The sequence below is a fragment of the Amnibacterium soli genome, assembly GCF_039544415.1.
GTDB classification, from domain to species: Bacteria; Actinomycetota; Actinomycetes; order Actinomycetales; family Microbacteriaceae; genus Amnibacterium; species Amnibacterium soli.
In genome coordinates this window covers 495,436-508,932 of record NZ_BAABLP010000004.1, presented here as the reverse complement: position 1 = coordinate 508,932, position 13,497 = coordinate 495,436, and the positions used below count along the sequence as shown (strand labels likewise).

Here is a 13,497-nt window from a genome sequence, read left to right as displayed (position 1 = left end):
ATGTCCGACGCGAAGAACGTGAACCGGCCCTACGTGGCCGACAAGCCCGCACGCCGCCCGTCGAGCGACGAGCTGCGCGCGCGGATCCCGGGCTGGGGCGCCGACCTCGACCCGGCCGACCGGCCCGCCTTCCCGCGGGAGCGGTTCGACCCGGCCGCCTCCGGCGCGCACTGGGACTTCCCGGAGCGGCAGGAGGAGCTGCACGACCGCGAGCGGTCGATCGAGCACGGCATCCTGCCGCCGGTCTACGGCACGGTCGCGCCGCTGCACGGCGTCTCCGGGGTGATCCGGCGGCTCGCGTACGCGAAGTACAGCGAGGCGCGCCTGGCCCACTGGCTGCTGCTCGTGCTCGGCGACCGGGTCGACGCGTTCGGGGCGCACGTGAAGTCGTTCGCCTCGCTGCGGCCCGACGACCTCGTGACGGAGACGGGTCTGACGACCGAGATCGCGCAGCACGGGCCGACGCAACGGCTCGAGTCGAACCGGGCCGACACCAGCCACACCTGGCTCGACCCGATCCTGGTCGCGGGCCCGTGGGTGGTGACGGGCCTGATCGGCCTCCGGCTGCTGCGGGGGCTGCGCCGCCGCTGATCGAGCGGTGCGGGGGTGCGGGTCGACCGACTCGCACCCCCGCGCGTGGCGTTCTTCACGGCGCGACGCGGTCGAAGACGCGCGGACGGTCCGGTCCGTCGATCCGACCGCGCCCGCCTCCCCGCGACCGTCCGCTCCCGTGGAGCCGCCGGGCCGGCGGCTCCACGGGCTCCGTCAGGCGGTGACGGTGAAGGTCGTGCCGAGCGCCGCGGTCGAGTCGCCGCCGACCCACACGTCGAACACCGAGGCGTCGAGCACGTGGTCGTGCGCCGCCGCGTTCCAGTAGCGGCGCTCGTCGGGGCCGACCGCGAACTCGACGCGGCGCTCCTCCCCCGCGGGCACCGCGACGCGCTGGAACCCCTTCAGCTCGCGCACGGGCCGCGAGGCGGTGCCGGAGCGCTGGTGCAGGTAGAGCTGCACGACCTCCTCGCCGTCGCGGGTCGACTCGTTCCGCACGACGACGGACACCGCGACGGAGCCGTCGCGCCCCACCGACTCCCGGTCCACCTGCAGGTCCGCGTAGGAGAAGCGGGCGTAGGAGAGGCCGTGCCCGAACGGGAAGAGCGGGGTGCTCGGCTCGTCCCAGTACCGGCGCCCCTGGTTCTCCGGCTCGTGCGAGGTGAGGTGCGAGTAGACGATCGGCACCTGGCCGACCGAACGGGGCCAGGTGAACGGCAGCTTCCCGCCGGGAACGGCGTCGCCGAACAGCAGGTCGGCGACCGCGGCGCCGCCCTGCGAGCCCGGGTACCAGACGTCGAGGATCGCGGGCACGTGCTCCGCCGCCCACGTCAGGTCCAGCGGGCGGCCGTTCATCACGACGGCGACGGTCGGCGTGCCCGTCGCGACGACGGCCTGCAGCAGCTCGAGCTGCCGGCCGGGCAGCTCCAGCGACGAACGGGATGCGGCCTCCCCGATCATGTTCTGCCACTCGCCCAGCACGACCACCGCGACGTCGGCGTCGGTCGCGACCTGCACGGCGCGGGCGAGCTCCGCCTCCGGGTCGAAGCCCTCGGGGTCGACGGGGGCGTTGCCGCCGAACATGTCGAACATGGAGGGGAACACCCGCTGCCCGGCCGGGATCCCGCGCGCGCCCTCGACGCGCACGGTCTCGCCGACCCGGTCGCGGAGGCCCTGCAGCACCGTGACCGTCTCGGACAGGTCGAAGTCGAAGATCCAGGGACCGATGGTGTCGCGCGGCGAGTCGGCCAGCGGACCGACGACCGCGATCGAATCGATCGCGGCCGCGTCGAGCGGCAGCAGGTCGCCCTCGTTCCGCAGCAGGACGGCGGAGCGCCGTGCGGCCTCGCGCGCGACCTCGCGGTGCGCGGGATCGGCGAGCACGGCTGTCGCGCGCTCCTCGTCGACGTACGGGTCGTCGAACAGGCCGAGGCGCAGCTTCACCTCGAGCACGCGCCGCACGGCGTCGTCGAGCTCCGCCTCCGTGATCCGCCCGTCCGCGAGCGCCGCGGGCAGCCGGTCGTAGGCGGGATCGGTGATCGCCATCTCCATGTCCAGACCGGCATGCAGCGCTCGGGCGGCCGCGTCGGTCAGGTCCTCCGCGAAGCCGTGCGTCAGCAGGCTGCGTGCGGCGTTGGCGTCGCTGACCACGAAGCCCTCGAACCCGAGCGCGTCGCGGAGCACGTCCGTCAGCAGCCACCGGTTGCCGGTCGCGGGCACGCCGTTCAGCGGCATGTACGCCGTCATGACGTTGCCGGCGCCCGCCTCGATCGCCGCGCGGAAGGGCGGCAGCACGACGTTCCACAGGTCCGCGTCCGAGATCGACGCCTCCTCGTAGTCGCGCCCGCCGATCGCGTAGCCGTAGCCTGCGAAGTGCTTCGGCCCGGCGACGATGCGGTCCGGGGCCCCCAGGCGGTCGCCCTGGAACCCGCGCACCTGTGCCGCGGCGACGACGGCGCCGAGGTACGGGTCCTCGCCCGCCCCCTCCACGATCCGGCCCCAGCGCGGGTCGCGGGCGATGTCGACCATCGGCGCGAACGCCCAGTGGATGCCGACCGCGCGCGCCTCCCGGGCCGCGACGGCCTGCCCGGCCTCGATCACCTGCGGGTCCCACGACGCGGCCATGGCGATCGGCACGGGGAGCACCGTGCGGAAGCCGTGGATCACGTCGAACCCGAACAGCGCGGGGATGCCGTGCCGGTTGCCCTCGATCGTCAGCCGCTGCAGGCGGTTGATCTGCGCCGGATCGGTCTGGAACAGCAGCGAGCCGGCGCCGCCGCGGGCGAGCGCCGCCTCCACGGCCTTCGGCTGCGCCGCGACGTCGAGCCCGATCGCCGCGTTGTCCTCCGCCTCCGGCGGCAGGGAGAAGTAGAAGTACTGGGTCAGCTGCCCGGCCTTCTCCTCGATCGTCATGGCGGCCAGCAGGTCGTCGATGCGGGCCGTGATCCCGGCGTCGTCGGTCATGGGGTGCTCCGTTCGTCGGTGAGGGAGAGGGAGGAGGGCGCGGCCGCGAGGGGCTTCGCCACCGAGCCGGCGGCGGCGAAGGCGGCGAGCATGAACGCGACGAGCAGCCAGAACGACCCGAGCAGGCCGACGTGCTCGGCGAGCCCGCCGATCACGGGCGGGCCGGCGAGGCTCGCGAAGTAGCCGATCGAGGCCACGACGCTGACGCGCGCGGCCGGGTTCGGGCCGCCGCCCTCGGCCGCGGCGGACATGCCGAGCGGGAAGCCCATCGAGACGCCGACCGACCAGAGCAGCACGCCGAGCAGCACGAGCAGGGGGCCGCCGCCGAGGATGAACAGCAGCAGCCCGACCACACCGACGGCCGTGGTGATGCGCAGCGCGGCGACCCGCCCGATGCGGTCGACCAGCGGCCCCGCGAGGATGCGGGTGATCGCCTCCCCCACCGCGAAGGCCGTGAAGAACAGGGCGGCGATCGCGGCCGTCTGCCCGTGCTCCCGCTGGACGCCGAGGGTCAGCCAGGTGTTCGCGGAGCCCTCGCCGAGCTCGACGCCGAGCAGCACCACGCCGATCAGCAGCAGCTTGACGTCGCGCCAGCCGCGCAGCCAGGCGTGGAGCGCGTCACCGAGCCGCTGCGGCGGCGCGCCCGCCTCCTGCGGCACCGGGGCGTGCGCGGGCATGGACCGCGCGACGACGACGGCCACCACCGCGATCAGCACGGCCTCGCCGAGGAACTGCTGCGACGGCGCGATGGCGAGCGCCGCGCAGGCGGCGCCGATGCCCGACCCGACGGCCACGCCGACGGACCAGGCGGCGTGCATCAGCGGCATCAGGGTGCGTCGCGCGGCGGCCTCGATGGCCGAGCCCTCCACGTTCAGCAGCACGTCGACCAGGCCGATGCCGAAGCCGACCACCGCGAACGCGACGATCAGCAGGGGGATGCCGCGCACGGTCACGCCGAGACTCATCAGCGCCATCGCGACCGCGATCACGAGCAGCGCGGCGGGCACGCCGCGGCGGCCGCCGAGCCAGTGCGCGATCGGCGTCGACGCGAGCAGGCCCCCGATCGACCCGACCGTGATGAAGGCGAGGACCGCGCCGATCGTGCCGGTGCTGACCTGCAGCTCGTCGGTCAGGGCCGGGAGGCGGACGCCCCACGACGAGACGGTGATGCCGCCGATGCCGAACGCCGTGATGACGGCGTTGCGCCACCGGGCGATCCCTCGGCGGTCCAGCGTCGTCGCGTCCGTCATCCGTGCACCTTCGTGAGGTCGAGCGCCTGCAGGCGGTGCGCGGCCGTGCCGCACGGACCGGACGCGTCATCGAGTCGAGCGCTGCCAGCGTACGGGCTCCCCTCCCCTCACGGCTCGGGGTGGAGGTGGCGCCGTGCCCGTGCGGGTCAGCGCTGGGCGAGGGGCGAGATCACCAGCTCGTCGATGCGCACGTGCGGGGGCGCGTCGAGCACGTGGAGGATGCTGCGCGCCACGTCGTCGGCGGTGAGCATGACGGCCCGCGCCTCGGCGTCGGGCACCACCGGGCGCCGGCTGAGGAAGTCGGTGTCGACGTCGCCGGGGCACAGGTGCGTCGCGCGGATCCCGTGCTGCGCCTCCTGCGCGTTCAGCGTGCGGCAGATCGACCCGAGCGCCGTCTTGCTCGCGCTGTAGGCGACGCCGGCGCCCGGCGAGAACGTCCAGGCGGAGTACGAGGAGACGACGACCACCGTGCCGCCGCGGACCCGCAGCGCCGGCAGCGCGGCGTCGATCGCGCGCACGGCGGCCACGAGGTTCACGCTCACGACGTCCTCGAGCTCGGCGATCGACTGGTCGGCCCACGCCCGCTGCGGGGTGTTCAGCCCCGCGGCGAGCACGAGCTCGTCGATGCCGCCGAGGTCCTGCGCGACCGCCTGCGCGGTGCGCTGCGCCCAGTCCGTCTCCGTCGCGTCGCCCGGGTACGCGCGTGCGACGCCGCCCGCGGCCGTGATCTCGGCGACCACGGCGTCGAGCCGGTCCGCCCGCCGCGCGCTCACGGCGACCGCGCGGCCCTCGCGCGCCGCGGCGAGCGCCGCCGCCCTGCCCATGCCGCTGCTCGCGCCCACGACCCAGGCGATCCGCCCCTGCTCGGTGCTCATGGTCCCCTCCGCATCCGCTGCGCCTAGTGTGCAGTGCGGCTCCGGTGCGCGCTGCGAGTCCGAACGCGAGGAGGCGTCGATGCTGCTCGATCTGCACGGCCGGGTCGTCGTCATCACCGGGGGCGGGCGCGGCATCGGCCGCGGGCTCGCCGACCGGTTCGTGGCCGAGGGGGCGCGGGTCGCCGTACTCGACCTCGCCTTCCCCGACGGCACCCCCGACGACCGCCTCGGGCTCGAGTGCGACATCACCGACGCGGGCTCCGTCGCCACCGCGATCGGCACGGTCGTCGAGCGCTTCGGCACGGTCGACGTGCTCGTGAACAACGCCGGGATCCTCGTGGAGGGGCAGGTCGCCGACATGGACCCCGCGCACTTCCGCGCATCGCTCGACGTGAACGTGACCGGCACCTTCCTCGCGGCGCAGGCCGTGATCCCCGCGATGCGGAAGGCCGGCCGCGGCCGGATCATCAACGCGGCGTCGTTCGCGGCGATCGTGCCGAGCGTCGGCAGCGCCGCCTACGCCGCCTCCAAGGCCGCGGTCGTGCAGTTCACGCGCGTGCTCGCGAGCGAGCTGGGGCCGTGGGGCATCACCGTGAACGCGTACGCGCCGGGCATGGTGCCGAGCGCGATGAACGGCTTCGCCGAGATGCCGCAGGCGGACCAGGACCGGCTGCTCGACACCCTGTCGCTGCGGCGGTGGGAGACCCCGGACGACGTCGCCGATCTGCTCGTCTTCCTCGCGAGCGACCAGGCCGGCTACATCACCGGCACGCTGCTCGACGTGAGCGGCGGCAAGCTCGCCACCCAGATCCCGGCGAAGGCCTACGAGGCGAGGCGCGCCCAGGACTCCTGAGCCGGCTCGCCCGGAGCAGTTGCGCGCTCCAGTCCCAGATGCGCGCGAGCGGAGGCGCGCAACTGGGACCAGCGCGCGCAACTGCGGCGCCCAGGGACAGCTGCGGCTGCCCCTCGGCGGGCAACCGTCCTCAGCAGGACGAGGCACACCTCGAAGTTGCGCGCCGCAGTCCCAGATGCGCGCGAGCGGAGGCGCGCAACTGCGACCAGCGCGCGCAATCGCGCGGGGCTCGGCGCCACATCGACCGCGACCCGTCGCGCGAGCAGCCGCGGGCGCGCCGGATCAGGGGGCGGGGAGGCGGGGCACCGCGGCGAGCAGGGCGCGTGTGTAGGGGTGCTGCGGCGCGGCGAGCACCGAGGCGGTCTCCCCCTCCTCCACGATCTCGCCGGCCCGCATGACGACGACGCGCTGGGCGAAGCGCTGCACCAGGCCGAGGTCGTGCGAGACGAGCACGATCGTGAGGCCCCGCTCTGCGTGGAGGCGCCGCAGCAGGTCGAGGATCTGCGCCCGCACCGCCACGTCGAGGGCGCTCAGCGGTTCGTCGCCGACCAGCAGCCGCGGCCCGTGGATGATCGCGCGGGCGATCGCGACCCGCTGGCGCTGGCCGCCCGACAGCTCGTGCGGGTAGCGCGCCGCGAGCGCCGGGTCGAGACCCACGTCGGCGAGCGCCGCGGCCACCAGGGCGCGCCGGTCCCCCTCGATCCCGAGCGCCCGCAGCGGCTCGGCGACGATGCGCCCGGCCGTCATGCGGGGATCGAGCGACGAGTACGGGTCCTGGAACACCACGCCGACCTGCCGCCGCAGCCACCGCAGCGACGCGTCCGAGCCCTGCACGGCACGCCCGTCGAACGTCGCGGAGCCGGAGGTCGGCGCGTCCAGCCCGACGAGCAGCCGCGCGAGCGTCGACTTGCCCGATCCCGACTCCCCGATCACGGCGACCACGGCGCCCTCCTGCACCTCCAGGTCGACGCCGCGCAGCGCGGGGCGCACCTCGCGCGGCGAGAACAGGGTGCGGCGGGGCAGCGGGTACTCGCGCACGAGGCCCTGCGCGGACAGGAGGCTCATGCGGGGTCCTCGGGGCCGGAGGCGGTGAAGCTCGTCGCCCGCGCGGCGGCGACGAGCCCGGCGGTGACCGGGTGCTGCGGCGCCGCGAGCAGCCGGTCGACCGGCCCCGACTCGACCGCGCGGCCCGCCGAGAGCACGAGCACCTCGGTGCTGATCCGCGCGAGCACGGCCAGGTCGTGGGTGACGAACACGAGGGAGGCGCCGGTCTCGGCGACGAGCCGGTCGAACAGGGACAGCACCTCCGCCTGCGTCGTCACGTCCAGCGCCGTCGTCGGCTCGTCCACGAGCAGCACCGCCGGCGAGAGCGCGAGCGCCATGCCGATCGCCACCCGCTGCCGCTGCCCGCCCGACAGCTGGTGCGGGTACCGGTCGACGATCCGCTCCGGCTCGGGCAGCCGCACGAGCGACGCGAGCCGCACCGCCTCCGCCCGTGCGCCCCGGCGGGAGACCGCGCCGTGCAGCCGCGCCGGTTCCGCGAGCTGCCGACCGATGGTGCGGAGGGGGTCGAGCGCGGTCTGCGGGTCCTGCAGCACCGTCCCGATGCGGCGGCCGCGGATGCGCGCGAGCTCCCGCTCCCGCATCCCGAGCAGCTCGACGCCGTCGAGCGCGATGCTGCCGGTCGCCGAAGCGCCCTCCGGCAGCAGGCCGAGGATCGCGAGCACCGTCAGGGACTTGCCGCTGCCCGAGCCGCCGATGACGCCGAACCGCGCGCCGTCCGGCACCGTGAAGTCGACGCCGTCGACGACGGTCCTCCCGCCGAACCGGATCACGAGGTCGCGCACCACGAGCGTCATCGGACGCGCCGCCGTTCGCGCCGACCCGTCCGCAGGCGCGGGTCGGTCGCCTCCCGCAGGGCGTCGCCGAACAGGTTGCACGCGAGCACGCTGACGGTGATCGCGAGTCCCGGCCAGACGGCGGTGAGCGGGTAGATCGTCACGTAGTTCTGCAGGTCCCCGAGCAGGCGCCCCCAGGAGGGCGTCGACGGCGGCGCCCCGTAGCCGAGGAACGACAGGCCCGCCTCGCTGAGCACGGCGACGCCGGCGCTCAGCGACAGCTGCACGATGAGCACCGGCGCGATGTTCGGCAGCAGGTGGTCCGTGAGCACCCGCCCCGGACCGAGGCCCGCCGCGCGGGCGGCGAGCACGTAGCCGGAGCGGGCGACCCGCCGGATCTCCCCCCGCGCGACCCGCGCGATGTTCACGCCGAACCCGATGCCGACCGCGACGACGACCTCGGTCAGCGACGGGCCGAGCACCGCGCTCAGCATGATCGCGATCAGCAGCACCGGGAACGCGATGAGCACGTCGATCAGCACGGCCACCGGCTCGCGCAGCCACCGCGGGCCGAGCGCGCCGACCGCGGCGAGCACCACGCCCACGACGCCGGCGACGAGGGAGGAGAGCACGGCCACCAGGAGCGCGGTGCGGCTCGCGGCGAAGACGTAGCTGAACACGTCGCGCCCGACCCCGTCGGTGCCGAGCAGGTGCGCGCCGCTCGGCCCCTGCCACCGGTGGAACGGGTCCGTCGCGAACGGGTCCTGCGGGGTCCAGAACGTCGCGACGACCGCCGAGACGATGAGGACCGCCAGCACGACGACGCCGAGCACGCCGCCGGGGCGCCGCAGCAGCTCGCGCGGCCAGGCGGCGCTCACGTGCGCTCCCGCTGCCGCGGGTCGAGCACGCGGTGCAGCACGTCGACGACCGCGCCGACCACGAGGATCAGCCCGGTCAGCACGAGCAGCTCGCTCTGCACCTTCACGAGGTCCCGGTTCGCCACGTCGGTGACGAGCATCCGCCCGACGCCGGGCAGCTGGAACAGCTGCTCCACGATGACCGCGCCGACGAGCAGCGCCGCGATCTCGAGCCCGATCACGGAGACGACGGACAGCAGCACGCCGGGCAGCCCGTGCGTGAGCAGCGCCCGGTGCAGCGTCATCCCCTTCGCCGCCGCCATCCGCACGTGGTCCTGCCCCAGCGCCTCCAGCGTCGCGGAGCGGGTGAAGCGCAGCACGACCGCCCCCTCCACGACCGCGATCGTGAGGGCCGGGAGGATCAGGGAGGCGAAGGCGCGGCCCGGCTGCCGCCAGCCGTCGAGCGGGAAGCCCTGGACCGGCAGCAGGTGCAGGAAGGACCCGAGCAGCAGCGCGAGGAGCACCCCGGCGAAGACGACGGGCACCGCCGCGACGGACTGCGCCGCGGCGGCGAGGACGAACCCGCTCGCCCGGCGGTGCAGCACCGCCGACAGCACGCCGAGCGGGATGCCGAGCCCCAGGCCGAGCACCAGCGACAGGCCGGCGAGCGGCAGCGTCACCTCGAGCTTCTGGCCGAGCTCCCCCGCGACCGGCGTGCCCGTCACGAGGGAGCGGCCGAGGTCGAGGCGCAGCAGCCCGCCGATCCAGTCCAGGAACTGGACGGGGAGGGGCTGGTCGAGCCCGAGCTGCGCCCGGATGCGGGCGACCTGCTCGGCGCTCGCCCGGGTGCCGCCGATGACCTGCGCCACGTCGCCCGGCAGCACCCGCAGCACCGCGAAGATCAGGGCGGCGGCCACGAGCAGCCCGAGCAGCAGCAGGACCGCCCGGGTCGCGAGGAAGCGGACCACGCGAGGTTCGACTACTTCGACACGGCGAGGCCGGCGAGGTTCAGGCGGTTGCTCGTGAAGTCCGTCGGGAACCCGGTGACCGTGCTGCGGATCGCGGTCTCGTTGATCGCGGTGTACAGCCAGTCGGCCGGCGCGGCGTCCGCCACGATCCGGGCCGCCTGCGCGAGCTTCGCGTCCGCCTCCGAGGCGCTGAGTGCGGTGGTCGCCTGCTCGTAGAGGGCGTCCACCCGCTCGTCCGAGTAGTTGAAGTAGTAGCCCGGCGTGACCCAGTTCGCGAAGTCGTGCGCCTCCGCGTGGTCCACGAAGCTCAGCTCGTAGTCCTTGTCCGTGTAGACGTTCGTGAGCCAGCTCGTGAAGTCGACGCTGCGCACCTTCAGCGTCACGCCGACGGCCTTCAGCTGGCTGGTCAGCACGTCGCTGACGGTGGTGCCGTAGACGTTCGGGACGGTGAGCGTCAGGGTCGTGCCGGCGACGCCGGCCTTCTCGAGCGCCGCCTTCGCGGCGGCGGGGTCGTAGGCGTCGACGGACGTCAGGTCCTGGTACCCCGGGTCGCCCTTCGGGATCGGACCGCCCTGCGCGACGCCGTCGCCGCCGATCGCCGCGATGATCGCCTTCGGGTCGATCGCCTGGCGCAGCGCCTTCCGGACGGCGAGCCGGTTCAGCGGCGCGCGCTTCGAGTTGAAGACGAGCGTGTACTTGTCGGTCGAGGCGCCCTGCTTCAGCGCGAAGTCCTGGTTCCCCTGGAACTTCGCCTTCAGCGTGGGGTCGACGGTGGTCAGCACCTCGAGGTCGCCGGCGAGCGCCGCGTTGACCGCGGTGGCGCGGTCGGAGAAGTAGTGGAAGACGACGGAGGCGACCTTGGCCCGGGTGCCCCAGTACTTCGGGTTCCGCGTCAGCGTGATGCTGTCGCCCTGCTTCCAGGTCTTCAGGAGGTAGGGACCGCTGCCGATCGCGGTGGTCTTGAGGTCGTTCGACGCCTGCTCGTCGAGCACGAGCCCCGCACGACCGGCGAGCGCGTACAGCAGCTCGGAGTCCGGCTTCGTGAGCGTCAGCCGGACGGCGTCCTTCGACGGAGCGGTGATCGACTTCACCGCCGCGAGGTCGCCGTGGCCGACGTCCGTCTTCGTCGTGCGCACCTGGTTCAGGGACCAGACCACGTCCTCCGCGTCGAGCGCGTGGCCGTTGCTGAACTTCAATCCGCTGCGCAGCGCGAAGTCGACGGTGCGGCCGTCGGAGGAGACGGTGTGACGCTCCGCGAGCACGTCGTGGAGGCGGCCGGACGGGTCGAGCCCGACGAGCCCCTGGTACACGTTGTCGATCAGCACCTGGTCGAGCGCGACGCCCGAGGTGGTGCGCACGTTCAGGTCGGTCGGCTCGAGGTAGAGGCCGACGTCCACGACCGCCGAGCGGTCCGCGCCGCCCGCGGACGGTGAGGACGCCGTCGAGCAGCCCGCCAGCGCGAGCGCGGTGACCACCGCGAGCCCCGCGCCGAGCAGGGACCTTCTGGTGCGCATGGGCTCATTCTCCCGTCGCCGGATGCGGTGGACGGATCAACCGCCGAGCGCCGCGCGGAATGCCCGGTCGAGGTCGGCGAGCAGGTCGGCCGGGTCCTCGATGCCGATCGAGAGCCGGATCAGGCCGGGGCCGATGCCCGAGGCGGCTCGCTGCTCGGGCGACTGGCTCGAGTTCGTCGTCGAGGCGGGGTGGATCACGAGGCTGCGCACGTCGCCGACGTTCGCCAGGTGGCTGAACAGGCGCACGCCGTCGACGAACCGGCGCCCCGCCTCCAGGCCGCCTGCCACATCGAACGACACGATCGCGCCGCCGCCCTTCGGCAGCAGGCGCTGCGCCGCCGCGGACCACGGCGTGCCGGACAGCGTCGGGTAGTGCACGCGCTCGACCTGCGGGTGCGCGAGCAGGTGCTCGACCACGGCCTGCGCGTTCGCGACGTGCTGCCGCATCCGCAGGCTCAGCGTCTCGAGGCCCTGGATCAGCAGGAAGCTGTTGAACGGGGAGGGGGCGGGCCCGTAGTCGCGCAGCACGGTGCTGCGCAGGCGCCGGCTGTAGGCCTGCCGCTGCGGGGAGAACCGCTCCCAGTAGCCGCCCTCGCCGTGCCCGGCGTCGGGCACGTGGAAGCCGGGCCAGCGCTCGGGCCGCGCGCCGAAGTCGAAGGTGCCGCCGTCGACGACGACACCGCCGATGACGGTGCCGTGGCCAGAGAGGAACTTCGTCGTGGAGTGCACGACCACGTCGGCGCCGTGCTCGAGCGGCCGCAGCAGGTACGGGGTGGCGAGCGTGTTGTCGACGAACAGGGGCACGCCGGCCTCGTCGTGCGCGATGGCGGCGAGCGCCTCCAGGTCCGCCACGGCGCCGGTCGGGTTGCCGAGGCTCTCGACGAAGAACGCGCGCGTGCTCGGCCGGACGGCGGCGCGCCAGGCGTCGTGGTCGTCGACCGGCACCGCCGTCAGCGCGATCCCGATCTCGGCGAAGCGCTGCCCGAGCAGGTTCGTCGTGCCGCCGTAGATCTGGCTCGCCATCACGATGTGGTCGCCGCTGCGCAGCACGTTGAGCAGCGCCAGCGCGGTCGCCGACTGCCCGCTCGCGGTCGCGACCGCGGAGACGCCGCCCTCGAGGTGCGCGATGCGCCGCTCGGCGACCGCAGTCGTTGGGTTGCCCATGCGGGTGTAGCCGAAGCCCTCGACGTCGTCGAGCAGGAACTGCGCCGCGGCCTGCTCGGCGCTGTCGTAGACGAAGCTCGAGGTCGCGAAGATCGGCGTCGCCCTCGCTCCGGTGCCCGGGTCGGGCGAAGCGCCCGCGTGCACCTGCGCGGTGTCGAAGCCCCAGTCGTCGCTGCTCATGTCGAGTGGACGGTAGCCGCGCGCCGCCCCGGACCCCGCATCGCGCCGTAACACGACGACAAGCGGAGGGGCCGTCAGGCGGTGGAAGCGGCGATCGCGGCAGCGAGAGCGGCCGGGTCCTGCTCCTGCACGTTGTGGCCCGTCTCCGTCTCGACCACGGTCGCCCGCGGCACCCGGTCGCGGAACTCGGCCACGACGTCGTCGGTCAGGTAGCCGTGCCGGGCGCGGACGAGCAGCACCGGCACGTCCGTCTCCGTGAGCCCGATCCAGGGCGTGGCGATGTCCGGCAGCGCGGGCGCGTCCTGCGGCGGGTACGCCAGGTGGTGCGACCAGACGACCGAGCCGTCCTCCCGCACGCGCGTGTTCAAGGCGACGCCGCGCTCCAGCTTCCGCCGGTCGCTGCCGATGCCCGCCGCGATCGCGTTGTCCACGATGACGGCGCGGGAGGGGAACACCTGCGGCCCGGCGAGGAACTCGGACACCTGCCGCGCGTCGCCGATCCGGACGCCCGGGCTGATGTCGACGAGCACGAGCGCGCGCACCAGGTCCGGGCGGGTCGCCGCGAGCACCACGGCGGTGAGCCCGCCGAGCGACTGCCCGACGACCAGCTGCGGCGAGCCGTCCCCGACCGCGTCGAGCAGGGCCGCCACCGCTGCGGCGTTCGTCGCCGGGCGGTAGTCGAAGTCCGCGCGCCAGGAGGAGTCGCCGTGGCCGGGCAGGTCGACCGCGAGGGCGTCGCGGCCGAGCGCGAGCAGCACGCCGTCCCAGGTGTGCGCGTTGAGCCCGGCGCCGTGCAGCAGCGTCGTGCCGGGCCGCGCACCCCAGCGCAGCGCGCTGACGCGGCCGCCCGGCACGTCGGCCGCGATGCGCTCGACGGCCGGAAGGGGTCCGGCGACGCCGAGCTCGGCGGCCTCGTCGCGCAGGTGCTGGAACTCGTCGGGGCTGCTCACCCCTCGATCCTCGCGCCGCGCGGACGGGCGAACTAC

Annotated in this window: 12 protein-coding genes; 2 read left to right on the top strand and 10 right to left on the bottom strand. The window is 74.4% G+C overall.

All coding sequences use genetic code 11. The features are described 5' to 3' along the window. The gene (locus ABEA53_RS12075; RefSeq protein WP_345481435.1) at window positions 1-591 is read left to right on the top strand and encodes a hypothetical protein; all 591 of its coding nucleotides are present in this window, start codon (window positions 1-3) and stop codon (window positions 589-591) included. A 174-nt stretch (window positions 592-765) separates the two neighbouring features. Here ABEA53_RS12075 and bglX read toward each other — a convergent pair whose 3' ends face one another. From bglX to ABEA53_RS12060, 3 genes are all read right to left on the bottom strand, one after another. Next, window positions 766-3,012 carry a beta-glucosidase BglX gene (bglX, locus tag ABEA53_RS12070; RefSeq protein ID WP_345481434.1) on the bottom strand — a complete coding sequence of 749 codons (2,247 nt, stop codon included), beginning with the start codon at window positions 3,010-3,012 and terminating at the stop codon, window positions 766-768. Continuing rightward, window positions 3,009-4,262 (bottom strand): MFS transporter, encoded by a 1,254-nt coding sequence (locus tag ABEA53_RS12065; protein WP_345481432.1) that lies wholly within the window; start codon window positions 4,260-4,262, stop codon window positions 3,009-3,011. The genes bglX and ABEA53_RS12065 overlap by 4 nt, the downstream gene beginning before the upstream one ends. A 146-nt stretch (window positions 4,263-4,408) precedes the next feature. After that, window positions 4,409-5,137: an SDR family oxidoreductase gene (locus ABEA53_RS12060; RefSeq protein WP_345481431.1), complete on the bottom strand. Its 729-nt coding sequence runs from the start codon at window positions 5,135-5,137 to the stop codon at window positions 4,409-4,411. A 79-nt stretch (window positions 5,138-5,216) separates the two neighbouring features. On the opposite strand from ABEA53_RS12060, the gene ABEA53_RS12055 reads away from it, so the two are divergent. After that, on the top strand, window positions 5,217-5,990 hold the full coding sequence (locus tag ABEA53_RS12055) for an SDR family NAD(P)-dependent oxidoreductase (RefSeq protein ID WP_345481430.1): 774 nt from the start codon (window positions 5,217-5,219) through the stop codon (window positions 5,988-5,990). Window positions 5,991-6,272: 282 nt separating this feature from the next. Here ABEA53_RS12055 and ABEA53_RS12050 read toward each other — a convergent pair whose 3' ends face one another. The 7 genes from ABEA53_RS12050 to ABEA53_RS12020 form a co-directional block, all read right to left on the bottom strand. Beyond that, window positions 6,273-7,055, bottom strand: a complete 783-nt coding sequence (locus tag ABEA53_RS12050) for an ABC transporter ATP-binding protein (RefSeq protein ID WP_345481429.1) — start codon at window positions 7,053-7,055, stop codon at window positions 6,273-6,275. Continuing rightward, window positions 7,052-7,849: an ABC transporter ATP-binding protein gene (locus ABEA53_RS12045; RefSeq protein ID WP_345481428.1), complete on the bottom strand. Its 798-nt coding sequence runs from the start codon at window positions 7,847-7,849 to the stop codon at window positions 7,052-7,054. Before ABEA53_RS12045 ends, ABEA53_RS12050 begins: the two co-directional genes overlap by 4 nt. Further along, on the bottom strand, window positions 7,846-8,706 hold the full coding sequence (locus ABEA53_RS12040; RefSeq protein WP_345481427.1) for an ABC transporter permease: 861 nt from the start codon (window positions 8,704-8,706) through the stop codon (window positions 7,846-7,848). Before ABEA53_RS12040 ends, ABEA53_RS12045 begins: the two co-directional genes overlap by 4 nt. Next, entirely contained in the window at window positions 8,703-9,653 is a 951-nt protein-coding gene (locus ABEA53_RS12035) for an ABC transporter permease (RefSeq protein WP_345481425.1), read from the bottom strand. The genes ABEA53_RS12040 and ABEA53_RS12035 overlap by 4 nt, the downstream gene beginning before the upstream one ends. Window positions 9,654-9,664: 11 nt before the next feature. Beyond that, window positions 9,665-11,167 carry an ABC transporter substrate-binding protein gene (locus ABEA53_RS12030; protein WP_345481423.1) on the bottom strand — a complete coding sequence of 501 codons (1,503 nt, stop codon included), beginning with the start codon at window positions 11,165-11,167 and terminating at the stop codon, window positions 9,665-9,667. A gap of 36 nt (window positions 11,168-11,203) precedes the next feature. Beyond that, a complete protein-coding gene (locus ABEA53_RS12025; protein WP_345481422.1) occupies window positions 11,204-12,511 on the bottom strand; it encodes an O-acetylhomoserine aminocarboxypropyltransferase/cysteine synthase family protein in 1,308 nt (435 codons plus the stop codon). A gap of 74 nt (window positions 12,512-12,585) precedes the next feature. Further along, window positions 12,586-13,461 carry an alpha/beta fold hydrolase gene (locus ABEA53_RS12020; RefSeq protein WP_345481421.1) on the bottom strand — a complete coding sequence of 292 codons (876 nt, stop codon included), beginning with the start codon at window positions 13,459-13,461 and terminating at the stop codon, window positions 12,586-12,588. Window positions 13,462-13,497 lie beyond the last annotated feature (36 nt).

Bases quoted from the DNA above. Each gene is read 5' to 3' on its own strand.
- ABEA53_RS12055 (WP_345481430.1), top strand. From the start codon at position 5,217: ATGCTGCTCGATCTGCACGGCCGGGTCGTCGTCATCACCGGGGGCGGG.
- ABEA53_RS12075 (WP_345481435.1), top strand. From the start codon at position 1: ATGTCCGACGCGAAGAACGTGAACCGGCCCTACGTGGCCGACAAGCCC.
- ABEA53_RS12030 (WP_345481423.1), bottom strand. From the start codon at position 11,167: ATGCGCACCAGAAGGTCCCTGCTCGGCGCGGGGCTCGCGGTGGTCACC.
- ABEA53_RS12060 (WP_345481431.1), bottom strand. From the start codon at position 5,137: ATGAGCACCGAGCAGGGGCGGATCGCCTGGGTCGTGGGCGCGAGCAGC.
- ABEA53_RS12065 (WP_345481432.1), bottom strand. From the start codon at position 4,262: ATGACGGACGCGACGACGCTGGACCGCCGAGGGATCGCCCGGTGGCGC.
- bglX (WP_345481434.1), bottom strand. From the start codon at position 3,012: ATGACCGACGACGCCGGGATCACGGCCCGCATCGACGACCTGCTGGCC.
- ABEA53_RS12025 (WP_345481422.1), bottom strand. From the start codon at position 12,511: ATGAGCAGCGACGACTGGGGCTTCGACACCGCGCAGGTGCACGCGGGC.
- ABEA53_RS12045 (WP_345481428.1), bottom strand. From the start codon at position 7,849: ATGACGCTCGTGGTGCGCGACCTCGTGATCCGGTTCGGCGGGAGGACC.
- ABEA53_RS12050 (WP_345481429.1), bottom strand. From the start codon at position 7,055: ATGAGCCTCCTGTCCGCGCAGGGCCTCGTGCGCGAGTACCCGCTGCCC.